Source organism: Lactobacillus sp. XV13L, assembly GCF_059900875.1.
Map to the genome: position 1 here is coordinate 263,743 of NZ_JBWXGD010000001.1, position 24,186 is coordinate 287,928.

A 24,186-nucleotide genomic window follows, 5' to 3' on the forward strand; every position below is an offset into this window, starting at 1 on the left:
ATTATCCTAACTCTTTATTGATAAAACTGTCTAATTCTGCGACGGTTACCTCAACCGCCTTTTCATCTGTTGGGCGTTTAACCTCAACGATACCGTCAGCGGCCTTTTTGCCAATAGTAATGCGGATCGGTGCACCGAGCAAATCCGCATCTGCAAACTTGACGCCGGCACGCTCATTGCGGTCATCGTACAAGACGTCGCAGTGCGCGCTGTACTTCTGCTCGAGCTGCTCTGCTAGCTGCGTTTGCGTGTCGTCCTTCATCTTCATCTGAACGATGTGAACGGCAAACGGCGCAATTTCCTTGGGCCAGGCAATTCCGTTCTTAGTCAGGTGCTGCTCAATCACAGCAGACAAAACCCGGGTGACGCCAATCCCGTATGAACCCATAATGACGGGCTGGGCCTTGCCGTTCTGGTCCAGGAAGCTGGCGCCCATGGTCTTCGTGTAGTATGTGCCCAGCTTGAAGATGTGCCCCACCTCAATCGAAGTGGTGAACTGCAGCGGCAGGTGGTCTACCGGATCTGGCTCGCCTTCGTTGGCAACGCGGACATCGCCAAAAATATCAGCATTAAAATCACGGCCCAGGTTGGCATTCTTAATCTGACAATTGTCCTTGCCCGCACCAACAATCACATTGAAGAGGTTCTTGACGGTATCATCCGCAATGATGCGGTCCGCCCAGTCGGCGTTCACCGGTCCCAGGCCGCCCTTGCCCACACCGGCAACCGCACGCAGCTCCTCGTCTGTCGCTACTCGCAGCGCATCAGCGTCCAGCAGGTGCGTGAGCTTGACCTCGTTAACCTGCTTGTCGCCCCGAATCAGAACCAAAACGTGCTCCTTCTCGTTAAGCACATACAAAACGCTCTTAACGATTCTCGTGACCGGCACCTGCAGGAAGTCAGCCAGGTCCGCAATCGTCTCCTGCCCCGGCGTAGCAACCTCTTCTACCGGACGCAGCTCTTCCTTATCCTGCTTGAAGGTGTCGACGCTGACCGCCATCTCCAAGTTGGCGGAATACGTGCCGCTCTCATTGGTTGCAATCGTGTCCTCACCGATTGCGGCAGGTGCCTGAAATTCAGTGGAATTCTTGCCGCCCATCGTGCCCGAGTCGGCAATTACGGGTGTGACCTTGACGCCGCAGCGGCGGTAGATGGCTTCGAATGCACGCTTCTCATCGTCAAACTGCTCGTCCAGCTGCTTGGTTGTTGCAGCAAAGCTATACGCATCAAGCATGACAAATTCACGCGTGCGCAGAAGCCCGAAGCGGGGCCGGTTTTCGTCGCGGAACTTATTTTGAATCTGGTAGAGGGCAATCGGCATCTGCTTGTAACTCTTCAGGTTCTTGGCCACAATCTCGGTGAAAGTTTCCTCGTGGGTTGGACCAAGCATGCTGGGCCGGCCGTGACGGTCCTTAAGCTTAAACATCTCGGGCCCGTACTTCTGCCAGCGTCCGGATTCTTCCCAAAGCGTGGATGGCAACAGTTCCGGCATGAGCATTTCCGGCACGTTGATTTTAGCCATTTCCTCACGCATGATTTTTTCAGCCTTGCTTAAAACGCGGAAGCCCAGCGGCAGGTAGGCGTACACGCCGGCCGTGACCTGGCGCACATAGCCGCCCCGGAGCATGAGCTTGTGACTCGCTACAACCGCATCCGACGGCGCCTCTTTTAAAGTTGGCATAAACAATTTGGATTGACGCATTAAATTTCCCCCAAGAAAAACAATTTTTAATATTCTATTTAATAAAGTAGCGGTAAATGTCGTTGCCGGTAACCGCAATAATCAAGAGCAGCAACAGGCCAAAACCAACCAGCTCAACCATCGCTTCGTGGTCCTCGGAAATAGGCTTGCCCCGCAGTATCTCAATGATGTTCAGCAGGAACTTCCCCCCGTCAAGGCCGGGAATCGGAATCAGGTTCACAATGCCCAGGTTGATTGAGATCATGGCTAAAAAGGCCAGGAGGTAGGAGAAGCCCATCCGCGAAACCTGCGACGTCTGTGAATAAATACCGACGGGCCCAGACAACTTATTCAGACTAAAGTGCCTGAACAGGTTGCCCACGGCACTGAAAATCATCCCCGTGGTTGAGACGGCGGTATCCCAGCCGCGGCGCAACTTAGGCCCAAAGCGTTCGTCGCTTTTGGCCTGAATGCCGATCTGATATACCGTCTGCTTTTGTACCTTGACGGCCTTGGGCTGCACCTTAACCGTCTTGACCGTGCCATTTCTAACCAGCTCAACGGTTAACGCCTTCCCCTTGCTGTGGTCAATTTGCCGGGAAATGTCCTCAAACGTGACGGTTTTGCGCCCATTGATGGCACGTATCCTGGACTCCGGCTCAATCCGCGCAGACGCGGCCGGCGAACCCGCAACCACCCTGCTGATCGTCGTTGTCGCCGGACCGGGAACGGTAAACGTCCACATCAAAAAGACGACAAAGCCTAAAAGGATATTCATTAAGGGGCCGGCCACATTGGTCGCCAGCTTCTGCCACACATTGGCTTCCTGAAACTGCGTATCGCGCGGCGCAATAATCAGTTCCGTTTTGGTCTGGTCAATAATTGTTGCATCATGATCCACGTGATACGTAACTTGTTTATCCTCGTCGCCATTTTCATAGCCGGTGATAAGCAGGTCGTCAACTAAGTCGGCCTTGGTTATCAGCACGGGAATACCCTCGATGGGCAGGTCTGCTTCCGACGCATCGATCCTAACCACCTGGTCGTGGTCGTTTAACTGCAGGATAACGGTCATGCCCGGCTCAAGGGCCGGCCCGTCATCCTTGCTTGCCAAGCGCACATAGCCGCCCAGGGGCAGCCAGCGGATGGTGTAGGTGGTCTTGGTGCGACGCACCTGGAAAAGCTTGGGCCCCATGCCAATCGAAAATTCGCGCACCAAAACGCCGCACTTCTTGGCGACGATAAAATGCCCGAACTCATGGACAAAGACCAAGAGACCGAATACAACTAAAAAAATCAGTATACCCTTCAATTAGAATTCTCCTAATGCACGATTCCTAGTAGCGCGGCAAAAACGGGCAGGACAAAAAGCATGCTGTCGAAGCGGTCCAGGATGCCACCGTGGCCCGGCAAGATTTTGCCGGAATCCTTCACGCCGTAGTAGCGCTTATAAGCGGATTCGACGAGGTCGCCCATCTGGCCAACAATTGACAGGGCAAAGGCGATGATAATCATCTGCCCCTGCGGGTAACCCGTGTTGACAAAGTAAACATAAATTGCGGCACATACAACGGCACACAGTGTGCCGCCAATCGACCCCTCCCAGGTTTTGTTGGGGCTGATCACGGGCCATAACTTATGTTTGCCAATCTTGCGCCCGATCATGTACGCGCCGGTATCGGTGAGCCAAACAACCACAAAAACGTAGCACAAAAGCGCGAGGCCATTGGTGCTGTTCCTGACGCCGGCCATGTAGTGAAAGCCGGTGCCAATGTATAAAGAGCCCAGGGTGTAAACACTGACGTCGTCAAAGGTGGTCTTGTTTTTGGACAGAACCGTCCATGAAAGCATCAGCATGATGAGCGCAAAGTACACCCCGTACTTTGTCCAGTTGAAGGGCGCACCGTTGAAAAAGCTGTTAGGCACAGCCCACGTAATGGTTGCCAACAGTGCTAGCAGGAAGTTGACCGAGACCAAGATCTGCTTTTTCATCAGGAAAATTTCACTGATGCCGACTGCTGCAAAGGCCACCGTGAGCCAGTCGATCCACGCCCCGCCCGCTAGGACAATCGGAATAAATAATATTAAAGCAATAACTGCTGTAATTACACGTTGTTTCATATCTCTACCTAACTATCTGATTCATCGACCCGACCGAAGCGGCGGTGCCGACCTTGAAACTCATTGACAAATTTTTCCAAGTCTGCGGCGGTAAAATCAGGCCAATTTTTGGGACTAAAGGCAAGCTCGGAATAAGCCAATTGCCAGAGCATAAAGTTGGAGATTCGCTGTTCGCCCGATGTCCGGATGAGCAGATCGGGATCGCTGTATTCACCCAGCTTGGCCGTCATCAGCCGTGCCGAGATCATGTCTTCGTCAATCTGCTCGCTGCCGATCGCCCCCGTCTCAACCAACGCGGCCAGCTCCTTCACGGCGGTGGTAAGCTCGCTGCGGGAACCGTAATTAAAGGCAAAATTCAGCACTAATCCCGTATTAGCTGCCGTCTGTGCCATGGCCCGCTGCACGACGTCGTGCGTCTTACGCGGCAATTCGTCCAGGTAGCCCATAATATTGACCTTGACGTTATTTTCCATCAAAGTCGGCATAAACCTGTCAAAAAAGCGCACTGGCAGATTCATCAAGTAGGCCACTTCTTCCTTGGGTCGGGCCCAATTTTCCGTCGAAAAGGCATAGAGCGACAACACCTTGATGCCCATCTGCGCAGCGGCCAGGGTAATGCGTTCAACGTTGTTCATGCCCTCATAGTGACCCGCAACGCGCGGCTTGCCCTGCCTGCGGGCCCACCGGCCGTTGCCATCCATGATGATCGCCAGGTGGTTGAGCTGGTTCTTCTTGTCTGCCATTATTTAGCCTTGCGTGATTTCTTTACGCTTCTGGTCGGCAAGCTGGTCAATCTTCTTAGTGGCATCGTCCGTCGCTTTTTGCACCCGCTTTTCCAAACTGCGCTGCTCATCTTCGGTAATATCGTCATCCTTCAATTGCTTCTTGAGGCTGTTCATCGCATCGCGACGGACGTTCCTAACCGCAATCTTGCCTTCTTCAGCCAGCTGGTTGACCTGCTTGGCGATTTCCCGGCGCCGCTCACCGGTTAGCTGCGGGATCACCAGTCGGATGACCTTGCCGTCGTTTGCGGGGGTCAGGCCCAAATTGGATGCAAGCAGCGCGTGTTCAATGTTGTCGAGACTGCCTTGGTCATAGGGCGTAATCAAGAGGACGCGTGGTTCCGGAATCGTGATGCTCGACAATTGGGTTAGGGGCGTTGGTGCACCGTAGTAGTCAACCTGAATTCCATCCAAGATTGCCGCATTGGCTACGCCAGCACGGATGGAACGCAGATTTTTGGCAAAAACAGTGATGGATTTGTCCATGTTTTCCTGCGCTTTTTTAATAGTATCGTTGTTCATTATTTTCCTCCTTCAATTACTGTGCCGATATGTTCTCCCATGACAACCTTCTTAATGTTGCCCGCGGTGTTAACGTTAAATACGATCAACGGGATGTTTGTGTCCATTGAGAGTGAACTTGCGGTCCGGTCCATGACCTTTAAGCCCTTGGAGATTACGTCAAGCTGAGTTAATTCACTGTATTTTTGGGCGTTGGGGTCAATCTTGGGATCGGCCGTATATACACCGTCGACGCCGTTCTTGGCCATCAGGATTACGTCTGCGTTGATCTCAGCAGCCCGCAGCGCCGCAGTGGTATCGGTCGAGAAGTAAGGGTTGCCTGTACCCCCGCCCATAATTACCACGCGGCCCTTTTGCAAGTGCCGAATCGCTTTGCGCCTGATGTAAGGTTCGGCAACTTGCCTCATCTCAATTGAAGTCTGCAGACGAGTCGGCACACCAACGTGCTCTAGGCCGTCCTGAAGCGCCAAGCCGTTCATGATTGTGGCGAGCATGCCCATATAATCAGCCTGTGAGCGTTCCATTCCGAGCTTGGCGCCCGTTTCACCGCGCCACATGTTGCCACCGCCGCAGACGATGCCGATATCGACCCCAAGGTCATGGACCGACTTGATCTCTTGGGCCAAGTGGCTAATAACGGTTGGACTAATTCCGGTTCCCTCTTTACCAGCTAAAGCTTCACCAGATATTTTCAAAACAATGCGATGATATTTGACTTCAGTCATGACAACCTCCTCTATTAACTTAAATTATTCTACCATAGAAAACGGGCAAATGTGGATAGCAAAACGAAAGCCGGCCACTTTTTGTTAAAGCAAAAGGCACTTGTGCGCGTGCGTGGTTTTGCGCGCAAGGGCGGATCGACAGAACGTGCACGATTCCCAAAAACCCCTAGCTGGGTCATTAAGTTTTTATAAAGTGGCTGCTCCCAAAGGCGGCCATTTGGAGGCGAGTGCAATTTGCGGCTACCTTAACGCAAAACTGCTATAATTGGATGTGAGATAATAAGATACTTTTTCCTTACGAACAAAGCCACCCGGCACTTTACCATGCCGGGCGGCTTTTTGCATGCAAAAAGAGGGAAAATCATCCGGTCAAAATGATTCCTCCCCTTTTTGGCATATTTTTAATTATCTTTTGGCGGCTTCAGCGGCGGCAACCCGGCCCGAGTAGATGCAGTAGCCGGCCTCTGACCCGGGAACGTTGACCCCGTAAGTGTCACCGACGAGAACCGCAGACGCGTCTGCACCGACCGCATACAAGCCAGGGATTTTCCGCCCCTGCTTATCCAAAACTTCGTTCTTGCGGTTCACGCGCAGTCCGCCCATCGTGCAATAGGCACCAACACCAATTTCAAAGGCGTAGAAGGGACCAGTCTTTACATGGTAAAGGTAATCTGCTGGTTTTTCAAAGTTGTCATCGCGGCCGCGGTCAACCTGCTGGTTGTAGCGTTCAACGGTTGCAGGCAAGTCGGGCAGGTCAAGTCGGGCCGCCAAGTCCGCAATTGAATCGGCAACGGTAAGGAAAGATAAGTTTTGCGCTTTAGCGGATTCAATCATGGCCTTCAACTGGTCAAGCCTGGTCCGGTCAGACAACGGCTTAAGGCTGCGCGGCAGCTTATTGTCTGCGAATTCATCTACCGCTTTTTGGTCCAATATTGCAAAGACCTTCTCCTGTCTGATAAGCGCATTTCCGGCGTGGGCCCATATTCTAAACACGCTCTCATCCACAAAGCGATTGCCGCTTTCGTTGACCCACAAAGGTGCCATCTCGCAGCTGGCTATTCCAATGTCGGTCTTCCAGAACTTAAACGACGGTACCGTATCTTCCATGATCTGTCCGCCAAACATCATTGCCATGCCCAGGCCGTACTTCTTCGCGCCGACCTTCCACGCCATCTGCAGGCCCGCGCCGGTGCTTTTGCCGGAATTCATCGGCACAATGCGGTTGGAATTGGAATTAAAGTACTCCGTCAACATCGCGCGGTTGTTTAAGTAGCCACCGGTTGCCAGGATGACCGTCTTGGCCTTGATGTCTGTCCGTTCTTTGCCGTCAAAATCTTCAATCGTGAGGCCCGTTATCCTGCCGGTGTCATCTTGCTGCAAGTCGGTGACCGCCGCGGAAGTAATAAACTCAACGCCCCTTTGCTCTGAATGGGGCTGCATCCCATCGTGAATGGCATGATTGCCCAGGCCACTAAACATGTGCCAGGTGTTCAGACCCGCGCCCAGGGTTGCAACGCCCTTAAACTTCACACCGAGTTGCTCCAGCCAGTCGACGTTGGCAGCTGACTGGGCAATGTAGTCCTTCCAGATCATGGTGTCTGCTTCAAAGTGCGAGAATTCCTGCTCGTCGTGCAGCAGTTTTTCTGCGGAAAGATCGATTCCCTGTTCCTTCTGCATCTGGCTCCCAATGGCAAACACGCCCTCAACGTAGTTGCCCGAGCCACCGGTGGTTCTGCCCTGCTCAACTACAAGCGTCTTTAGCTTCCTACTTGCGGCCTCGGCTGCAGCGGCTTGACCGGATAAACCGGAACCAACAATCACCAGGTCATACTGATTATTTTGTGCTAACATGTTTTTCTCCCTCATTATTGAAATCTTACTATTAAATGATATTTCTAAATACCGCTTACAATGCTAATATAAGTTATGAAATCACCAATGTAAAATAAATATTTTGAATTCTGATCATTGTGAAACTGCAATAATAGTGAGGCAAGATGCTATGGATGAAAAACTTTTACACCAAATTCTCCTAACCGTGAACGAGGTCAAGACGGTCAGTGAACTGGCCAATCTGCTGTACTTGAGTCAGCCCTACGTCAGCCAGATTATTACCAAGGCGGAGGGCCACTACCACGTCCGCCTGGTCAACCGCAACCGGGTGCCAATCTCCTTGACCCCAGCCGGTGCCGAGTTAGCCAGGGGGCTAGAAAAAATTATCGGCGACCGCATCCAACTTGAACACGAGTTGGAGCACTATTCACCCAACCAAAAACCATTAATTAAAGTTGCGCTTGCGCCACTCTGGACCGCTAGAACAACCACAGCGGTCATTAGTGAGTTGCAAGGTGCATTTCCCAATTTTCAATTTGAAATTCAGCACCTTTTCACTTCGAATGAGTCGCTTAAGATGCTCGAAAACCACAACGTTGACGTCTTTTGGGGTGCCCTGCTGCACGGGCCGGAATTCAACTCGCGCTACCTGTACCGTTCCCGGGCGAGCATAATCATTCCCCGCAACCACGCCCTCTTTCAAAAAGGCAGGCGCAAAGTGGCATTTTCACCGGCATTATTCCACCAGTTAAACAATAGTGCCCTCGTCTCACTGACCGATAACTCCGTTTTTCAAAAGATTGCCGATCACTTATTCGCAGACGACGGCATCAGGGTCCATAAAACAATCAAGGTGAACGACTTTATTGGCGCCTGCCAGCTTGCAATCAAGGGGTTAGGCATCACGGTTACGCTAAACGACACGCTGGATTACCTGAATGCCAGCAGGTACGAATTTAACGTCATGGAGATTCCACGCACGATGTTCAACCTGGACGTCGGTGTAACTACTAATAGAAGTGCTTCGCCCCAAGTGAACGAAGTCGCGCAAAAGTTGTGTAGGGTAGTTAATTCAGCAAACAAAAAACTTTGAATATCAATCAGAATTTAAATTGGTGTACACAATAAGATATTATCTGTCTGAAATCGGAATCCACGCTTCGTCAAAGCGAATTTCCGCCTCGGGATTGCTCAAGACCAGCAGAAGTGAAGTAATAATATCGCCGTTAAGCAGCAAATCGTTCTTTTTCAAGTAGCGCCTTACCTCGTCAAGCCATTTTTTACTGTCAATGTCTTGTGCGTTTCCCATAACCACTGTATGCAAACAGGTTTGAGTAGGAATTGTGCGTACCCTGTCACTGGCTTTCAACCCAAAACGCTTAAAATTATCTTCGCTGATAATCATTTCGATTTCGGGCTCAATTACCGATGTTTTTTGTAAGACCTCCTGCTTGCGGTATCTTATGGACGCATTTGTAATCGGCATCAGTTCGTTCCACTGCCGGTATTCTTCAGTCTGCTCCTCATTACTCTGGTGCGGACCGCCCATTTCCCTTAAGAACAGCTGCTTAAAAGCCGGTGAATTCTTCCACTTGAAAAAACGGCTGCCCTTCATCAACACTGTTTAGAAGGTTGTAATTATATTTCATAATAGCGAGTGTTACACTTAATCGCAAACTTTCTTTTTCTAGCTTATCAATTTGCGGCTTTACGTGCTCTAAAGCAACTTCTTTACTGGGAGAGTTCAGAATACCCAGTGTTTCATTTAGTGAGAAGCCCGCTTGACTCAGGTAGCGTGCCATGAATATTCGATACGAGTCGTTTAGGTTGAAGCGGCGCTGCTTATTATTGCCAACCCGTTGCGGCGATATTAATTTTTTCTTTTCATAATATTCAATGCCCTTGATTGAGATGCCAAAAAACTTTCCCAGTTGCGAAGATGTATAAATATACGGGTACTTTACTTCTCTTTTCATAGTCATTTATCTCTTTCTGCTTTCACACAGCTATATTAAAGCAGAAAAAAAGCCCCATTTCAGAAAAATTAGGGCCCTTTAACAATTTATTTAATTATGGATCTTTGAGACTGCATCCTTAGCGGCTGCACGGCCGAAAACGCCGCAGTTAAGCAGGGACATTCCGTCACCAAAGTAGTCGATTCCCATGACGCCACTGTCGGCACATGAACCAGCAGCGTACAAACCAGGAATGGGCGTTCCGTTCGCGCTCAAAACCTGGCCGTGCTCATCAATCTTTGCCCCGTGTAGCCGTCAGTACATACCTGCGGCATTCTTAAGATATAGTAGGGCGCCGTTATCTTGACCATGTGAGCAGGATTTTTGTGAAAATCTTCATCCACGCCCTTGTCGCACAACTCGTTGTACCGCTCAATCGTTTTCTGCAAGGTCTTTGCATCGATGTTAACGTCTTTCGCCAATTTTTCGATGCTGTCTTCTTTATAGCCAAAATTCCTATCATGTGCGGTCTTCTTCGTGAGGCCCAGTTCGGTCATGATCGGATATTTTTCTGCCGTCTTTTGGCCGTAAACCGCGTACCCTTCGTCATAGCCGTTGTACCAGCAGCGCTTGGTAAATTCGAAGGTAAAATCATCTTCGGAAACCAGCCTCTTGCCGCTGCCGTCTACCGAAAGAACGTCATAGTTGGGCAGCGTTGGCGATTCCGGAATTGCCTCAGGGAACTTATCGCCAAACGAGGCACCGTAGAAATAATACATAAATTGCAGGTACGGCACGTTAACAATTTTAGCGTTTACCTGGTCAAAAAATTTGAGTGCTGACCCGTCACCGTTGCCAACAACAACTTCAATATTGGTCATCTTCGTGTTGTATTTTTTAATTAGCGTGGGGTCTGCCGTGTATGAACCGGTCCCGACGATAACGGCCGCCGAATGAATTGTTAGCCTAGCGCCCTCAACGGTCGTAGCTTCAACCCCCTTTACTTGCCCGTCTTCGACAATAAGTTCGTCAACCTTCACCCCTAAACGCAGGTCGACGCCCTTGTCGCGGGCTGCCTTGACCAGCGTATTCATTAGTGCTGTCCCCATGCCCTTGATGGTGTGTGCACGCTTGGTCAGACGCGGCGCTTTAGGCGCAATGTTGACGACCTTGTCCCATTTCAGTCCCTGATCCTCCAGAAACCTGATGTAATCAGCTGATTCATTTGCCAGTTTGCGTAGCAAATCTGGTTCGATATTAGGCTCGTCGCCGTATACCGCCATGAGGTCATTATAAAAACTTTCCGCGCTGTCGCTAATCCCACGCCGCTTCTGCTCGTCGGTGTCCGCACCCATGATAAAACCCTGCGCACGGGTCGTGGAACTGCTGTAGGTTTGTCCGGCCTCAAGGAGCATCACGCTTGCACCCTCCTGGGCGGCTTCCAAGGCGGCACTGAAACCGGTTAGACCTGCACCAATGGCAATAATGTCCGTGTGCAGCTCCTCGTGCTTGGGTTCCGGTTTTGCAATCTTGCGGTTGGCAAAAGCACGTGAATCCCCACCGGCATCGTCTATAGCCTTGGCCACGCCCGCTAAGTAGCCCGTGGATGAAACCGTTGCACTCGAAATGGCATCGACGGCGGTTGACTGATTCTCAATTATCTGCTTTCTTAAAAGTTCAAAGGCCATGCCACCAATCACCGGCGTATCCGAATATTTAAGAACCTTTATATCCTTTATCTGGTTGTCCTGAAAGGTAACCTCTAAAGTTGCTCTCCCCGTTCCGGGCAAACCCTCGTTTTCGGCAAAAGACGCAATGTCTTCCCGGTAAACGCCGTCTTTTATATTGGTGTCAGTCGAAATTTCAATGCCTTCCAATTGATCCTTAATATTCTGAAGCGCCTCATTAAAGCCCCTTGAAGTATAGGAAGCACCAGAAACTGCGTCAGCCGCAAACCTGTTTGTTTTGTTCACCTGTGCAACCAGCTTGGGCAGCGCTAACTCGCCAATATTCTCAGTGTCATTGCTCGAAACAACCTTAACGTTTTTCAGTTGCTCACCGGCAACTTCGCCTTCTACAATAATGGTGCTTTTGAAGCCCTTGCCTTTTCCGGTATAAACGGCTTTGTCTGTCATTTTTATCTCTCCTTTTTAAACGCTTACGTATTTAGTGTAAGTGATGAAGGAGGTTCACCGTCAACTATATAATGAATTTTTTCACTAAGTTTACAAGGCGGTATTTTTGCAAGCGCAGCTTTTAACAGCGGTTAATCGGCCCAGTAAATTTTGCCTCTTAAGTAAAAAACACAAACGTCCCTTGCGCTGCGCCAACCGCTTTGGTGAAACGTGTTTTAAAGGACTACGTTTGTGCTTTCAAACCTGATATTTTTAACCAGGGCCGGATGACCTATTCATTAATCAATTTTCCGCAGCATTTTTGCCTGCTAACCGGCCAAAGGTCTGGGCGTGACTCGAAGCCAGACCCGGCACCCGGTCATTATATGAGCCCCAGAAGAAGCCGCCGGAATCATTTCCGCCCGCATACAAGTGCTTGATTGGCTGGTAGTTCGTGTCAAGCACCTCCATCTTGGTATTAACCCTCAGACCATCAAAAGTACACAGGATGCGGCCACCCAGAATGCAGCCGTAGTACGGGGCCTTGTTAACCGGCGTTATTCTGTAGGCTTCCTTGCCGAACTCCCGGTCGCTGTGGGCAATGACGGACTGGTTATTATTGGCCACGGCTTGCTTTAAATTATCAGCCGGCAAGTGGAGCTTTGCGGCCAATTCCTCGACCGTATTGGCCTTCGCAATAAGACCCTTTTTGATGTAGTTCTCGGTGTCATCGATAAATGCCTGCTTGCCACTCATATAACCTGGGAAACCATAGCGTGCACATCCCAACATGTGCATCTTTTCAAGTTGTTCGGCATAATTATCATCCCAAACCATTGCGTATAGGTATCCGGGCTCTTTGCTTGCGGCATTGACAATGAACTGGTACGGAACAGATTCATTAGCAAATCTTTTCCCGCGCAGGTTAACCTTTAAGAATGGATATGATCCAATCCAGAGCCAGTTATCATACGTGGCAGTTTGGTAGTACATATCTTCTGTTTTAGTTCCCACAGGAACAAGTCCACGATCGAAAATACTCTCGGCCGGCTCTTCGTCACGCATAGCACCCACATTTAAAGCTGCTGTAATCCCTGCTCCGTTCGACCGGGGAGAATCGTTATAAACATTTTTCTTGAGAGACAAAGAATTCCACTGTTGTAATAAATCCGTATTTGCAGAGTAGCCACCCGTTGCGATGATTACACCCTTTGATGCATCTATTTCATAAAATTCATCTTTAGCAAGGTCCTTGACAATAGCACCCGTCACTGTATCTTTTTCCTTAAGCAATTTAACTAAAGAGGTTTGGTAACGCATATCAACATTATGATTTTCTTGATACTTAACAAACCAGTCTCCGTAAGATACAAAAGACTGATCATCCGTCGTTGGATCGTTTTCGGTTGGAAAACCTTGATAGGCTTTTCCTGTTACCATTGCATCCGGCTCTGACTTAAAGTGCGCACCATTCGGTCTTAAAACATTGTCTTCCAACCAATTAACGCTTTCGGCACTGTTATCTGCCCATGTTTTTAGCAAGCGTTCATCAACATTGTGCTGTGCAAACGAAGCCATTGATTCAACTAGGTCTAGCTTGTTGATTACCGTTCCTGCCCGTTTCTGAGCATTACTGTCAACACTGGCTATACCTACTCTCATTAGATTTATTGTTTTTTCTTTTTCAATCAAAATAACATGTACGCCCTTTTCGTTAGCAGCCGCGGCAGCCATCATGCCGGCATTACCACCCCCAACTACTAAAACGTCAGTTTTAATTATTTTAGCGGGAACCACTTTGTCTAAATCGTAACCGTCTACATTTTGATATTGATTCATAATCATATTCTCCTTTTGCTTTTGTTTAATAGCGCTTTCAGATATAATAATATCATCTTTAAAAAGTAATGATTATTAACTTTATTATTACTAATAAGCATCTTTTATCAGGAGACTATTATGAACTTAGATCATTTAGAAATTTTTGTTGATTTGGCAGAAACGCTAAACTTCAGGAAAACGGCTTACCGTAGAAATATTTCTCAACCAGCCGTGTCTCAAGCACTAAACTCTATAGAGAATGAAATTGGTGTAAAATTATTCAAAAGATCAAGAAGAGGAGTTGAGATTTTGCCTAAAGGGCAATTGCTTTATGAAAACATCAAGCCACTTCTAAATACATATTTCAAATCAATTCAAGAAGTACAGCAAACCTATAAAGAAAAATTTGCCTTAACTATAGGTATAACAAATTCTCCGTACGAAGAAGAATTCATCCCACAACTAATACCTAGATTTCGGCATCAGTTCCCCAGTATAAAAATTTTTCTCCAAAACTATGATCATACACAACTCAAAAGGCAACTTTTAAATGGCGACTGTGATTTAATTCTAACCACTAAAGATGACGTAGCGGAGCTTAAAGATGCAAAGTATGATGAAATTATTACCGGAAATTTCTGTGCAACGGTCCCACGCTCAAACTCTTTATCCGCTAAAAGTTTTTTTATTAGTCAGGATTTTAAGGATCAAAGTATAATTCTTTTGGATAATAATTGGTGTCCACCAGAACAACTCAGACTTCAGGAAATTATTCGCAAAGAAAATATTGCTAAAGACATAGCATACGTAAATAACGTTAACACTGCCAACATCATGAGTAGGTCTGGACTTGGCATTACATTTAGCCCAGACTTTATATGTGGCAAAGACAACAAATACGTAAAGTCCATTCCAATTAAGTACGATATCGAACTAAGTTACGGGGTTGCTTCTCTGACTAGTAATAAGAAAACAAGTATTACTCAATTTACTGATTTTCTCAAAGATCAATTGCAAATAAAGCAACAAAACAAGGATTAATATAATATTTAAAATTGCCGAAACTAAAATATATACTGATTTTAACTTTAAATCTTTTATACGTAGTAACAAAGAAAGGATCGTTCAATGACGCAACGCCGTTCACCAATGCTTAACATTGCCGATATCGGCGATTACTTAAAAGTATTTGCCTGCACCGCTGTCATGTCGCAGCCAATTATGTCCATGATCCTCGGCGTGGGGCAGCCCACCCAGACGCAGGATGTTTTTGGCCTTCTTTATAACCTGGTAAAATATACCGCACCTGCCTTTATCTTTGGCATTCTTTATTCGACGATCCGTACCAATGATTTGGCGGGGGCGTTTTCTTACCAAAAGCACATGAGGGCTAGTTGGTCCAACCTGTTTGTACCCACATTTTGGTGGACGCTGGTCTACCTGCTGGGCATGCCGTGGCTGCAATTTATTATTCTAATGCCGCTTTTTTGGGCCATTAGCTGCTATGTGGGACAAAACACCAAGTGTGGTACTCTTGTGGCACTGGTTGCCGCTGCTTTGTACTTTGCCTGGCTTTATTTTTACGTCTTTCACGGCGTACACGAACGGGACTGGTACCTGCTTGACCACTTCTTTGGCGCCTGGCTATTGACCTGGCTTTTATCCTTTGCCTCGGCCTACCTCCTTCACTGCGGATGGAGCAGCGTGAAACAGGTTGCCATTGGCAAAAGCGAATAACAAAAGCAGCATTCCTGCTAGTAGCGGGATGCTGCTTTTTTGTTATTAAGTCATTTAATTCTGCAGAGGCCGGCGTTTATATCCCCTAACCCGCGACTTCTAAATCATAAACCAGAATTTGAAAACATTATTCACCATTATTCTGCCTTTTCTTGCCAATGGTTAAAGTAGCGTATAATCATCCAACTTAAGATGATGGTTAACAAAACTGGTACAACATAAGTCAATGCAGATACTTTTTGGTAAGCAAGCGGAATGTTAGGCAGCCAAAAGACGGTCAAACGGCTTTGCCATGCCCAAGGAATAACCGGCCAAATAAAATCAAGCAAGGAGGTTATGCCTAACATCGCAACTACCGCGCCAAAGAAGCCTAAAACTAAACTACCACCAACATTCCACTTCATTGCAGCCACTTCAGCAAGCTCATACTGCAAAAAGCCCAAAAGCGCCATGGCAATGCTAGTAAGCAATAATTTAATAAAAGAAATGCCCACCACGTTGAAACCAAAAGTCAAGATGAGGTAATAAATTAAATTCGTGCCGATGATTTCAATTACATACAGCAGCCAGTAATAAAACAATTGCCCCACTATTATTTTGCCCCTGCTGATCGGTTCGGTTAGCCAATTTTTAAAGTCCCCGGCCTTTTTTTCCCGGTCATAGACTAAGCACACTACAATACTTATGGCTAGTGGCGAAGCAAGTGCCAAAAGATCATTAAACGTATTGATCATATTTGCTGCACTAGAGAGGGCTTTTCGACTGCCGTAATAATAACCAAAGATAACGGGGAGGACAATTAAGGCGATTAAATGTAGGTAGAGCAGCATGCTGCGCCGTAGTTTGACATTTTCCGCACCAAAAATTTGTTTAAGCATTTTGGGTCACCTGCCTTTGAAATGAAGCAGCCGTCAAGCAGCTGAAAATAACGAATAAGCCCATCGAAGCCAGAATGGTCCAGGAAGCGTTGGGTACAACTTCACCAGCCTTTAGTGGAAAACCATTAATATGCAATTTAATTAGTGCAACGGGAAAGAGGTTGGACCAACCATACGGCAAAACCGGGCCCCAAGAAAAGGTGGTTACACAAAATATGCCAATCATAGAGCCAATAAAGGCTAGTCCAACAGTAACGTAGAGGTTAGATATTCTGCTTAACCACGTGTACAGGGGAATTTCCCACAATGTCGTTAAAAAAAGTCCCCCGACTGCTGTTAGGCAGGGCATAATTCCGACCCTAACCGGACTAACCAGACTGGTTAACAGCAGAAAAATGGCTAAAACCAGACTGACAGCAAACGACAGCAGCACACCGTGCAGAATTCTTCCTAATTCATAAGTAAATAAATTAGTGGGAGAACTTAAAATTGTTTTATACTCCGTACTATTTTTTTCATGACGATCAATCAGGCCAATAATTAGGGCCAAATATAAATTAAGCCAGAGAAAGCCCCACTGGTTAATTGTGCTTTCAAGCACGTAACCCGTAGAATTAAAGAAAAGACCAGTGAAGACAACAACCAAAAAGGGAAAAAGCACCGTTAGCGGTCTGATAATCGTTCTCTTGACTTTAAAAAGCTCATTTGCTAAAACGCTAAGCATATAAAACACCGGCCTTCTCTAGGGTAGAATTAAAGAGTTTTTCCAAATCGGTTTCGTGGTCATAAGGCTGCTCCAAAAGAAGCTTGCCCCCACCAATAATGCCAATGTTATCGGCCAGGTGTTCCACTTCTGAGAGCATGTGGCTAGAAATAATGATCGTGATGTCTCTCTGCTTGAATTCAGCGATCAAATTGCGCAGCTGCTGGATGCCTACCGGATCCAAACCATTGGTGGGTTCATCCAAAATCAGCAGCTTGGGGTGTCCAACTAGTGCTAGCCCGATGCCCAACCGTTCCTTCATTCCCAGGGAAAAGTTCTTGGTTAGTTTTTTCCCCGTGCTGCCCAGACCGACGGTTTGCAAGATACCTGGAATTTCGCTTTCGCTTGTTCCCCGCAAACGACAGATCACCTGCAGGTTTTCTTCGGCAGTCAGATTGCCGTATAAAGGAGCATTCTCAATCAGCGAACCAATATCAGCCAGGTCAGACCTTGTCCATTCATGGCCGGCAAATTTGACTTTGCCACTCGAAGCCGCAATCATTCCCGTTAAAATCTTCATTAACGTAGTTTTACCAGCGCCATTGGGTCCTAAAAGACAATAAACTTTATTTTCAGGAACATGCAAATTTATTCCATCTAAAACCAGTTGGTCCTTAAACTTTTTAACAATATTTTTCGTTTCAAGCAAATTAGTCATGTTCACAATCTCCCGCATAAACTTTCATGCCTTATCTATAATTTTCTATCTGTATATTATTGTTAATAAATACATCATCTAATATATCATATTATTAAAATTAATGGAATTTATTTTTAAGTTTGCTTGTACTAGGCCAGCAAATTTTATATCCCCAGTCCCATAAAAACCAGTCATTAAGTCGGACTACAGATGAAAAGGCGTTGAACTTCTTGTTCAACGCCTCTTTAGTTGGTGTGGAAAAACTAATCCCCACACTCTTTTTGAATTAATCAAAAATTACTTCATTTGTTCTTGAACTTCAGCAGCAAAGTCTTCCTGCTTCTTTTCGATGCCCTCGCCTACTTCGTAGCGGGTGAAGCCGGCAACTTCGCAGCCTTGCGACTTAGCGTATTCTGCAACGGTCATGTCGCCATCCTTGACGTAAGGTTGGTCAACCAGGCAGATTTCGCTCAGGTACTTGTTGACCCGACCCTCAACAATCTTAGGAATGATGTTGGCAGGCTTGCCTTCATTCTCGGTTTCCTTGGTGAAAACTTCCTTTTGCCGGTCAAAGTCGGCCTTAGGAACGGATTCCTTGTTCAGGTACTCGGGGTTGATTGCTGCAACGTGCATGGCGATGTTCTTTGCGGCTTCTTCGCTGTTGCCCTTAAGGGTAACGAGGGCAACAATTGCGCCACCGTTGTGCTTGTATGCACCGAACACTTCGTCGTCGCTCTTGGAAATCAGGTCAAACCTTCTGAGCGTGATCTTTTCGCCGATAACAGCGGTCAGGTTGGTGATGGCGTCGCCGACAGTAGAACCATCCATTGGTGCCTTCAAGGCCTCATCAACGCTAGCAGGTTTCGCAGCCAAGATTGCCTTAGTTACATCATCAACCAGCTTGATAAACTTGTCGTTTGATGATACGAAGTCGGTCTCTGAGTTGACTTCAACCAGGGCTGCCGTGTTGCCGCTGAATGCAAACTCAGCAAGACCCTCGGCAGCGATGCGGCCACTCTTCTTAGCAGCCTTGGCAACGCCGTTTTCCCTTAAAATGTCAATTGCCTTTTCAATGTCTCCATCGGCCTTAACCAAAGCCTTTTTAGAGTCCATCATTCCGGCACCAGTACGATCACGTAGCTCTTTAACTTGTTTAGCAGTAATATTTGCCATTAATGTATCCTTCCAAATAAAAGCTTAACAATAAAAATTAGTCTTTGTCTGCGTCGTCTTCGGTTGCAGCTTCATCAGCCTTGGCAGCTTCTTCCGTGCCTTCTGCTTCAGCATCCGCGCCGTCCTTGGTCATTTCAGCTTCTGCGCTTTCGCCTTCGTCAGCGCCCTGCTTGCCTTCGATTACGGCATCGGCCATTGCGCCGGAAATCAGGCGGATAGCACGGATAGCGTCATCGTTTGAAGGAATGACAACGTCAATAGGATCTGGGTCAGTGTTAGTGTCGACCATGGCTACAACCGGGATGCCCAGGATGTTGGCTTCGTGAACGGCAATCTTTTCCTTTTTCGGATCAACTACGAACAAAACGTCAGGGATTCTTGGCATGTCTTCGATACCGCCCAAGAATCTTTCCAGCTTGTCCATTTCTTTAGTCAAAAGCGAGGCTTCCTTCTTTGGCAATACATCAAAGGTACCGTCTTCTGACATCTTCTTTAAATCTTTTAATCTTTGTACCCGACTCTGGATGGTCTTCCAGTTAGTCAAAGTACCACCAAGCCAGCGTTGGTTAATAAAGTATTGACCAGCACGGGTGGCTTCTTCAGCGATGGAATCTTGGGCCTGCTTCTTTGTACCAACAAAGAGAATTACGCCGCCATCTTGAGCAACAGCTCTGACAAAGGCGTAAGCATCGTCCAACATCTTAATGGTCTTTTGCAAGTCGATGATGTAGATGCCGTTTCTTTGGGTAAAGATGTACGGCGCCATCTTCGGATCCCATCTTCTTGTCTGGTGACCAAAGTGGACACCAGCTTCAAGTAATTGTTTCATTGAAACTACTGACATAATAACTTCCTCCTATGGTTTTAAACCTCTCAAGCGGTCACCTCAACGTCTCACCATTGTCTGGCACCAAAACGTTGATCGCCCCTGATGTTTTATACATGCATGCCATTTGGCATACCTTAAAATGATACTAGATTTAGGCCTAAGTTGCAAGGCTAAAAATCAACTCCCCGGGTGCGCAAAAAGTTTTCCTTCCACGTCCGCGAATGATGCTTGAACCAGTATTCACGCTTCAGTGCCAATTTTTTGTCCGAAAACTGCTCGTGATAAATCATCTTGACCGGCCGGCGGGCCTTGGTATACTTGGCCCCCTTGCCGCTGTTATGCGCCGCCAAGCGCTTGGCGAGATCATCGGTAAAGCCCCCGTAAAAACTGCCGTCGCGGCACAAGAGGACATAAAAATAATACGATTTTTGTTCACGGCGCTTCGCCCTGTTCTCCGGCGTTTCGCGAATAATCCGCTGAATCTGCGGTAGGTAGCTGCCGTCTTCACCGTGGACCACAAGCGCATCCCTGAGAACCAGGCCGTCGCTGGCCGTGTGTTTCACCGCCTCGACGACAACCAGGTTGCTGTCCTCGCCGCGGTGGGCAACGTAGGGCTGCACCACTTTGACGCTCAGATCGTGATTGATGCACAGATAAGCAATCTCACCCAGCCGTTCCGGCCGGTGCACCATGAAGAATTTGCCCTTCATCTTCAATAATCCGCTGGCAACGCTGATAATTTCTTCCAGGTTGATTAGGAGCTCGTGGCGAGCGATGGCCTTTTCGCGGTCGGGGTTAACCTTGTGCTCGGGGCTGACCTTGAAGTACGGCGGGTTGACTACAACGACGTCATACGAATCTTTGCGCAAAAAGGCGGCGGCGTCCTGCACGTTTTTTTGAAAAACCGTGATGCGGTTCTCCATCTGGTTTAGCTCAACAGACCGCCGTGCCTGCGATGCGATGTCTTCTTGTATCTCCACCGCATCATACCTGGCCCGGTTGAAATACGCCATGTACATGGTAGCGGCGCAGTTGCCCGCGCACAGATCCGCGACCTTTGAATTGTCCCGGATTGCCTCCTTGGCAGCAGCTGCCAGCAGCAGCGTGTCCAGTGAAAAACTGAAGGATTCCTTGCTCTGGATGATTTTGAGCTCATCGCTGTACATGTAATCAATCCGTTCATTCTTGTGCAAATTGTCCATAAAAATTTTATCCTCTCCTCAGGCTCTGTTATAATATTTTACAACAATTGGAGGAGATTATGTTTTACCACTTTATTCGCCCGGTTGCCCGCTTCATCGTGTGGCTAATCAACGGGCACCTGCACGTTAATCACCGCGAGCGCATCCCTGACGGCAACTATATCCTGGCGGCACCGCACCGCACGTGGTGGGAGCCCATCCTGTTTGCCCTCGCTGGCAGTCCCAAGGAATTCATGTTCATGGCCAAAGTCGAATTGTTTAAGAATCCACTGCTGCGCTTTATCCTGAGGCATGCACACGCCTTCCCCGTGGACCGTACACATCCCGGTCCATCAGCGTTGAAAATTCCCATCAGCGGTTTGAAGAAGGGGAATTATTCGCTGATTATCTTTCCTTCCGGGACCCGGCACTCTGAGGAATTAAAGGGCGGCACCATCGCGATTGCCAAGCTTTCCGGCAAGCCAATCGTGCCGGTTGTCTACCAGGGGCCACTGACCTTCACGGGGCTCTTAAAGAGGAGACCGCTTGAAGTCTGTTTCGGCGAGCCCATCCGCGTTGACCGCAAAATGAAGCTGACCCATGACAACGAAGAAGTGGTTGACCAGCAGATGAAGGAGGCCTGGGCCCGACTTGATCAGGAACAAAATCCGGCCTTTCACTACCATGCCCAATAAAGGATTAAACGAGATTGAAGCCCCATAGGCTGCAATCTTTTTTTCTGGTGTTAGAATAACTAATATTCATTATTTATTATGGAGGGGTTAGTCAATTGTTAGAGAAGACTTTTTATAAACGGATGTTGAGCAACTCGTTCCCTTTCCCCGTGAGGGTAACCTACTGGGATGGCAAGAGCGAGGTATACGGAAACGGCAGCCCCAACATCGAAATCATTTTTAACGAGAAGATACCGATTGCGTCCATTCTGAACAATGCAGCGCTGACACTAGGCGAGGCCTACATGGACAAGCGCATTGAGGTCAAGGGCAGCTTGCAGCGGTTGATTTGCGGTGCCTACGAAAGCAGCAGCAGCTTTTTGCGTTCCAAAAAGTTCCGCAGGTTCCTGCCGCACGACAAGCACACCGAAAAGCAGAGTGAGCAGGACGTGCAGAGCCACTATGACATCGGCAACGACTTTTATAAATTATGGCTTGACCCTACCCTCACCTATTCCTGCGCGTATTTTGCCGATGACAACCACGATGACCTGGAAAAGGCGCAGCACGCCAAGATTCACCACATACTCGATAAGCTGCACCCGCAAAAGGGCAAGACGCTGCTTGACATCGGCTGCGGCTGGGGCACGCTGATGCTGACTGCCGCCAAGGAATACGGCCTCAGGGTGACCGGCGTGACCCTGAGCGAGGAGCAGTACAAGCTGGTGCAAAAGAAAATCTACGATCAAAACCTGCAGGATGTAGCCGAGGTAAAGCTTGAGGACTACCGCGAACTGGGTGAAGACGAGTGGGACTACATCACTTCGGTCGGCATGTTTGAACACGTCGGCAAGGAGAACCTGGGCCAATACTTCCAAGACGTTGCCAGGTACCTCAAAAAAGACGGTATTGCACTAATCCACGGCATTACCCGCCAGCAGGGCGGCGCCACCAACGCCTGGCTCGACAAGTACATCTTCCCGGGCGGCTACATCCCGGGATTAAGCGAAAACATCGAGCACATCGTAGCCAGCAGCCTCCAGGTAGACGACGTGGAGATGCTGCGGCGCCACTACCAACGGACGATTGAAATCTGGGACCAAAACTTTATCCGGGCCCGGTCCACGATTCAAAAGAAGATGGGTGAACGGTTCACGCGCATGTGGGACCTCTACCTGCAGGCGTGCGCCGCATCCTTTGAATCGGGCAACATCGACGTTGTCCAGTACCTTTTGAGCAAGGGTCCGTCGGGCCAAAACCTGCCGCTGACCAGAAACTACATGGTTACTAACTAGTCTTGATTAAACAAAAAAAGAGCATGAAGCCAATTCATGCTCTTTTTGGTTAGAAGCAAACTTATTTCTTAAAAATCTTGTCCGGGTTGAGGATGTAGTTTGGATCAAACAGCTTCTTGACGCTCCTAAGCAGCTCGGTGTAGTCGTGACCATAGAAGTCCTCGTAGTAGTTTGCGCGGGCGTAGCCAATGCCGTGTTCACCCGACATGTTGCCGTTCAGATTCTTGGCGGTCTTGTACAATTCAGAAATAACTTTGTCGCTGGTCTTGGCATATTCTTCATCGCTCATGTCGTCCGAGCAGAGGTAAATGTGCAGGTTCCCGTCACCGGCGTGGCCGAAGTTAGGGATTCTGATGTTCAGTTCCTTCTCCAGTTCTTCAATCCGATCCAGGACTACCGGAATGTGATTAATCGGCACGCACACGTCGATTTCGTCCATCTTTGGCGTCGAACTCTGGATTGCCAATAGCAGCTCTTCGCGACACTTCCAGACCGTCTTGGCCTCTTCCGAGTCGGCACTCATGACGATTGCCTTGCCGGCCTTAAACTTTTTAACGGCTTCAAGCGTCTGCTCCAGTTCAGCGCGCCACTCGTCCTCAGTGAAGGAGTCGATGCCGATAATGATGAAGCCGTTGCCGGCTTTGATCGGGAATTCGGTTTTGGCGAATTTTTCCCACAAGTCAATGACCTTGCGTCCCATGAATTCAACGGTCGTCGGCACCACCCCGGAAGCCAAAATTGCCGGGACGGAGCGGATGGCATCATTCAGCGTCGGGAATGGAATAACCGCATTGATTGACTTGCGCGGTTTGGGGTAAAGCCGGATGGTGATTTCGGTAATGACGCCAAGGGTACCTTCAGCACCAACAACGAGGTCCCTGAGCGAGTAGCCTGAGGACGACTTAACGGCCTTTGAACCGAATTTGTACATCTTGCCGTTAGTCAAAACAACCTTCACTTCACGGATGTGCTCACGCGTAACGCCATACTTGATTGCCTTTAGCCCACCGGCGTTCGTTGCCGTGTTGCCGCCAATCGTTGCCCAGTGCATGGCAGGAGCGGGCATGTAAGCAAACGGCTTGTCTTCCAGGTATGCGTCAAGGTCGTTGAGTCTCATGCCGGCCTGAATGGTCATGGTCAGGCTTTCCGGACTATATTCCAAAACCTTGTTCATCTTAATCATATCAAGTGAAATACCCCCCTCAACGGTCAGGTTCGCACCCATCAACCCGGTTGAGTTGCCGCGCGGCACCAGCGGAATATGATTGTCACTTGCGTACTTAACGACGTGCATTACCTCTTCGTTAGTGATCGGTTGAATAACCAAATCCGGCATTGCCTTAAAAGTTCCAAATTGATCGTGGTCCCAGTGCGCATTAGGGGAAGTAACAAAGCGCTCCGGATCGGAAATAAATTTCCGCAAATTGTCACGGTCGGTTTGATTAATCTTATGGTATTCCAT

At 48.3% G+C, this 24,186-nt stretch carries 23 protein-coding genes and 1 pseudogene; 5 read left to right on the forward strand and 19 right to left on the reverse strand.

Going from position 1 to position 24,186, the window contains the following annotated elements:
* Nucleotide 1: 1 nt before the first annotated feature.
* From AC2JF6_RS01220 to vprA, 7 genes are all read right to left on the reverse strand, one after another.
* Nucleotides 2-1,702 carry a proline--tRNA ligase gene (locus AC2JF6_RS01220; protein WP_500728928.1) on the reverse strand — a complete coding sequence of 567 codons (1,701 nt, stop codon included), beginning with the start codon at nucleotides 1,700-1,702 and terminating at the stop codon, nucleotides 2-4.
* Nucleotides 1,703-1,736: 34 nt separating this feature from the next.
* Nucleotides 1,737-2,993 (reverse strand): RIP metalloprotease RseP, encoded by a 1,257-nt coding sequence (rseP, locus tag AC2JF6_RS01225; protein ID WP_500728929.1) that lies wholly within the window; start codon nucleotides 2,991-2,993, stop codon nucleotides 1,737-1,739.
* Between the two features lie 11 nt (nucleotides 2,994-3,004).
* A complete protein-coding gene (locus AC2JF6_RS01230; protein ID WP_500728930.1) occupies nucleotides 3,005-3,802 on the reverse strand; it encodes a phosphatidate cytidylyltransferase in 798 nt (265 codons plus the stop codon).
* An 8-nt stretch (nucleotides 3,803-3,810) separates the two neighbouring features.
* Nucleotides 3,811-4,545: an undecaprenyl pyrophosphate synthase gene (uppS, locus tag AC2JF6_RS01235; protein ID WP_500728931.1), complete on the reverse strand. Its 735-nt coding sequence runs from the start codon at nucleotides 4,543-4,545 to the stop codon at nucleotides 3,811-3,813.
* 3 nt (nucleotides 4,546-4,548) lie between these two features.
* Nucleotides 4,549-5,106, reverse strand: coding sequence for a ribosome recycling factor (frr, locus tag AC2JF6_RS01240; protein WP_500728932.1), 558 nt, complete (start codon nucleotides 5,104-5,106; stop codon nucleotides 4,549-4,551).
* Nucleotides 5,106-5,831 (reverse strand): UMP kinase, encoded by a 726-nt coding sequence (gene pyrH / locus AC2JF6_RS01245; RefSeq protein ID WP_500728933.1) that lies wholly within the window; start codon nucleotides 5,829-5,831, stop codon nucleotides 5,106-5,108. The genes frr and pyrH overlap by 1 nt, the downstream gene beginning before the upstream one ends.
* A 405-nt stretch (nucleotides 5,832-6,236) precedes the next feature.
* The gene (gene vprA, locus AC2JF6_RS01250; RefSeq protein ID WP_500728934.1) at nucleotides 6,237-7,682 is read right to left on the reverse strand and encodes a vinyl phenol reductase; all 1,446 of its coding nucleotides are present in this window, start codon (nucleotides 7,680-7,682) and stop codon (nucleotides 6,237-6,239) included.
* Between the two features lie 151 nt (nucleotides 7,683-7,833).
* Between vprA and AC2JF6_RS01255 the strand changes: the two genes are divergently transcribed.
* The gene (locus AC2JF6_RS01255) at nucleotides 7,834-8,757 is read left to right on the forward strand and encodes a LysR family transcriptional regulator (RefSeq protein WP_500728935.1); all 924 of its coding nucleotides are present in this window, start codon (nucleotides 7,834-7,836) and stop codon (nucleotides 8,755-8,757) included.
* A 39-nt stretch (nucleotides 8,758-8,796) separates the two neighbouring features.
* On the opposite strand, the gene AC2JF6_RS01260 is transcribed toward AC2JF6_RS01255, so the two are convergent.
* The 5 genes from AC2JF6_RS01260 to AC2JF6_RS01280 form a co-directional block, all read right to left on the reverse strand.
* Nucleotides 8,797-9,279, reverse strand: coding sequence for a hypothetical protein (locus AC2JF6_RS01260; protein ID WP_500728936.1), 483 nt, complete (start codon nucleotides 9,277-9,279; stop codon nucleotides 8,797-8,799).
* The gene (locus AC2JF6_RS01265; protein ID WP_500728937.1) at nucleotides 9,233-9,640 is read right to left on the reverse strand and encodes a MerR family transcriptional regulator; all 408 of its coding nucleotides are present in this window, start codon (nucleotides 9,638-9,640) and stop codon (nucleotides 9,233-9,235) included. The genes AC2JF6_RS01260 and AC2JF6_RS01265 overlap by 47 nt, the downstream gene beginning before the upstream one ends.
* Before the next feature lie 90 nt (nucleotides 9,641-9,730).
* On the reverse strand, nucleotides 9,731-9,895 hold the full coding sequence (locus tag AC2JF6_RS01270; RefSeq protein WP_500728938.1) for an FAD-binding protein: 165 nt from the start codon (nucleotides 9,893-9,895) through the stop codon (nucleotides 9,731-9,733).
* Nucleotides 9,892-11,754 carry an FAD-dependent oxidoreductase gene (locus AC2JF6_RS01275; protein WP_500728939.1) on the reverse strand — a complete coding sequence of 621 codons (1,863 nt, stop codon included), beginning with the start codon at nucleotides 11,752-11,754 and terminating at the stop codon, nucleotides 9,892-9,894. Before AC2JF6_RS01275 ends, AC2JF6_RS01270 begins: the two co-directional genes overlap by 4 nt.
* A gap of 282 nt (nucleotides 11,755-12,036) precedes the next feature.
* Nucleotides 12,037-13,572, reverse strand: coding sequence for an FAD-dependent oxidoreductase (locus AC2JF6_RS01280; protein ID WP_500728940.1), 1,536 nt, complete (start codon nucleotides 13,570-13,572; stop codon nucleotides 12,037-12,039).
* A gap of 120 nt (nucleotides 13,573-13,692) precedes the next feature.
* On the opposite strand from AC2JF6_RS01280, the gene AC2JF6_RS01285 reads away from it, so the two are divergent.
* Together AC2JF6_RS01285 and AC2JF6_RS01290 are read left to right on the forward strand one after the other, a co-directional pair.
* Nucleotides 13,693-14,595, forward strand: a complete 903-nt coding sequence (locus AC2JF6_RS01285) for a LysR family transcriptional regulator (RefSeq protein ID WP_500728941.1) — start codon at nucleotides 13,693-13,695, stop codon at nucleotides 14,593-14,595.
* An 87-nt stretch (nucleotides 14,596-14,682) separates the two neighbouring features.
* A pseudogene (locus AC2JF6_RS01290) lies at nucleotides 14,683-15,189 on the forward strand (acyltransferase); the annotation flags it as partial.
* 239 nt (nucleotides 15,190-15,428) lie between these two features.
* Here the strand turns inward: AC2JF6_RS01290 and AC2JF6_RS01295 are convergent.
* The 6 genes from AC2JF6_RS01295 to AC2JF6_RS01320 all read right to left on the reverse strand — a co-directional run bounded on the left by AC2JF6_RS01295 (nucleotide 15,429) and on the right by AC2JF6_RS01320 (nucleotide 20,776).
* Complete coding sequence (locus AC2JF6_RS01295) at nucleotides 15,429-16,169, reverse strand: ABC transporter permease (RefSeq protein ID WP_500728942.1); 741 nt, start codon at nucleotides 16,167-16,169, stop codon at nucleotides 15,429-15,431.
* Nucleotides 16,162-16,893, reverse strand: a complete 732-nt coding sequence (locus AC2JF6_RS01300) for a lantibiotic immunity ABC transporter MutE/EpiE family permease subunit (protein WP_500728943.1) — start codon at nucleotides 16,891-16,893, stop codon at nucleotides 16,162-16,164. The genes AC2JF6_RS01295 and AC2JF6_RS01300 overlap by 8 nt, the downstream gene beginning before the upstream one ends.
* Nucleotides 16,886-17,590, reverse strand: coding sequence for a lantibiotic protection ABC transporter ATP-binding subunit (locus AC2JF6_RS01305; RefSeq protein WP_500728945.1), 705 nt, complete (start codon nucleotides 17,588-17,590; stop codon nucleotides 16,886-16,888). Before AC2JF6_RS01305 ends, AC2JF6_RS01300 begins: the two co-directional genes overlap by 8 nt.
* A gap of 279 nt (nucleotides 17,591-17,869) precedes the next feature.
* Nucleotides 17,870-18,745, reverse strand: coding sequence for a translation elongation factor Ts (tsf, locus tag AC2JF6_RS01310; protein WP_500728946.1), 876 nt, complete (start codon nucleotides 18,743-18,745; stop codon nucleotides 17,870-17,872).
* 37 nt (nucleotides 18,746-18,782) lie between these two features.
* Nucleotides 18,783-19,589, reverse strand: coding sequence for a 30S ribosomal protein S2 (rpsB, locus tag AC2JF6_RS01315; RefSeq protein WP_500728947.1), 807 nt, complete (start codon nucleotides 19,587-19,589; stop codon nucleotides 18,783-18,785).
* 155 nt (nucleotides 19,590-19,744) lie between these two features.
* Nucleotides 19,745-20,776, reverse strand: coding sequence for a GIY-YIG nuclease family protein (locus AC2JF6_RS01320; RefSeq protein WP_500728948.1), 1,032 nt, complete (start codon nucleotides 20,774-20,776; stop codon nucleotides 19,745-19,747).
* Between the two features lie 59 nt (nucleotides 20,777-20,835).
* On the opposite strand from AC2JF6_RS01320, the gene AC2JF6_RS01325 reads away from it, so the two are divergent.
* Nucleotides 20,836-21,450 carry a lysophospholipid acyltransferase family protein gene (locus AC2JF6_RS01325; protein ID WP_500728949.1) on the forward strand — a complete coding sequence of 205 codons (615 nt, stop codon included), beginning with the start codon at nucleotides 20,836-20,838 and terminating at the stop codon, nucleotides 21,448-21,450.
* Between the two features lie 95 nt (nucleotides 21,451-21,545).
* Entirely contained in the window at nucleotides 21,546-22,724 is a 1,179-nt protein-coding gene (locus AC2JF6_RS01330; protein WP_500728951.1) for a class I SAM-dependent methyltransferase, read from the forward strand.
* Between the two features lie 61 nt (nucleotides 22,725-22,785).
* Here AC2JF6_RS01330 and AC2JF6_RS01335 read toward each other — a convergent pair whose 3' ends face one another.
* On the reverse strand, nucleotides 22,786-24,186 hold the full coding sequence (locus AC2JF6_RS01335; RefSeq protein ID WP_500728953.1) for an FAD-binding oxidoreductase: 1,401 nt from the start codon (nucleotides 24,184-24,186) through the stop codon (nucleotides 22,786-22,788).

Excerpts from the sequence above, each read along its gene's own strand:
- AC2JF6_RS01220 (WP_500728928.1), bottom strand. The coding sequence starts at position 1,702 with ATGCGTCAATCCAAATTGTTTATGCCAACTTTAAAAGAGGCGCCGTCG.
- AC2JF6_RS01230 (WP_500728930.1), bottom strand. The coding sequence starts at position 3,802 with ATGAAACAACGTGTAATTACAGCAGTTATTGCTTTAATATTATTTATT.
- uppS (WP_500728931.1), bottom strand. The coding sequence starts at position 4,545 with ATGGCAGACAAGAAGAACCAGCTCAACCACCTGGCGATCATCATGGAT.
- frr (WP_500728932.1), bottom strand. The coding sequence starts at position 5,106 with ATGAACAACGATACTATTAAAAAAGCGCAGGAAAACATGGACAAATCC.
- pyrH (WP_500728933.1), bottom strand. The coding sequence starts at position 5,831 with ATGACTGAAGTCAAATATCATCGCATTGTTTTGAAAATATCTGGTGAA.
- vprA (WP_500728934.1), bottom strand. The coding sequence starts at position 7,682 with ATGTTAGCACAAAATAATCAGTATGACCTGGTGATTGTTGGTTCCGGT.
- AC2JF6_RS01255 (WP_500728935.1), top strand. The coding sequence starts at position 7,834 with ATGGATGAAAAACTTTTACACCAAATTCTCCTAACCGTGAACGAGGTC.
- AC2JF6_RS01260 (WP_500728936.1), bottom strand. The coding sequence starts at position 9,279 with ATGAAGGGCAGCCGTTTTTTCAAGTGGAAGAATTCACCGGCTTTTAAG.
- AC2JF6_RS01265 (WP_500728937.1), bottom strand. The coding sequence starts at position 9,640 with ATGAAAAGAGAAGTAAAGTACCCGTATATTTATACATCTTCGCAACTG.
- AC2JF6_RS01275 (WP_500728939.1), bottom strand. The coding sequence starts at position 11,754 with ATGACAGACAAAGCCGTTTATACCGGAAAAGGCAAGGGCTTCAAAAGC.
- AC2JF6_RS01280 (WP_500728940.1), bottom strand. The coding sequence starts at position 13,572 with ATGAATCAATATCAAAATGTAGACGGTTACGATTTAGACAAAGTGGTT.
- AC2JF6_RS01285 (WP_500728941.1), top strand. The coding sequence starts at position 13,693 with ATGAACTTAGATCATTTAGAAATTTTTGTTGATTTGGCAGAAACGCTA.
- AC2JF6_RS01295 (WP_500728942.1), bottom strand. The coding sequence starts at position 16,169 with ATGCTTAAACAAATTTTTGGTGCGGAAAATGTCAAACTACGGCGCAGC.
- AC2JF6_RS01300 (WP_500728943.1), bottom strand. The coding sequence starts at position 16,893 with ATGCTTAGCGTTTTAGCAAATGAGCTTTTTAAAGTCAAGAGAACGATT.
- AC2JF6_RS01305 (WP_500728945.1), bottom strand. The coding sequence starts at position 17,590 with ATGACTAATTTGCTTGAAACGAAAAATATTGTTAAAAAGTTTAAGGAC.
- tsf (WP_500728946.1), bottom strand. The coding sequence starts at position 18,745 with ATGGCAAATATTACTGCTAAACAAGTTAAAGAGCTACGTGATCGTACT.
- rpsB (WP_500728947.1), bottom strand. The coding sequence starts at position 19,589 with ATGTCAGTAGTTTCAATGAAACAATTACTTGAAGCTGGTGTCCACTTT.
- AC2JF6_RS01320 (WP_500728948.1), bottom strand. The coding sequence starts at position 20,776 with ATGGACAATTTGCACAAGAATGAACGGATTGATTACATGTACAGCGAT.
- AC2JF6_RS01325 (WP_500728949.1), top strand. The coding sequence starts at position 20,836 with ATGTTTTACCACTTTATTCGCCCGGTTGCCCGCTTCATCGTGTGGCTA.
- AC2JF6_RS01335 (WP_500728953.1), bottom strand. The coding sequence starts at position 24,186 with ATGGAATACCATAAGATTAATCAAACCGACCGTGACAATTTGCGGAAA.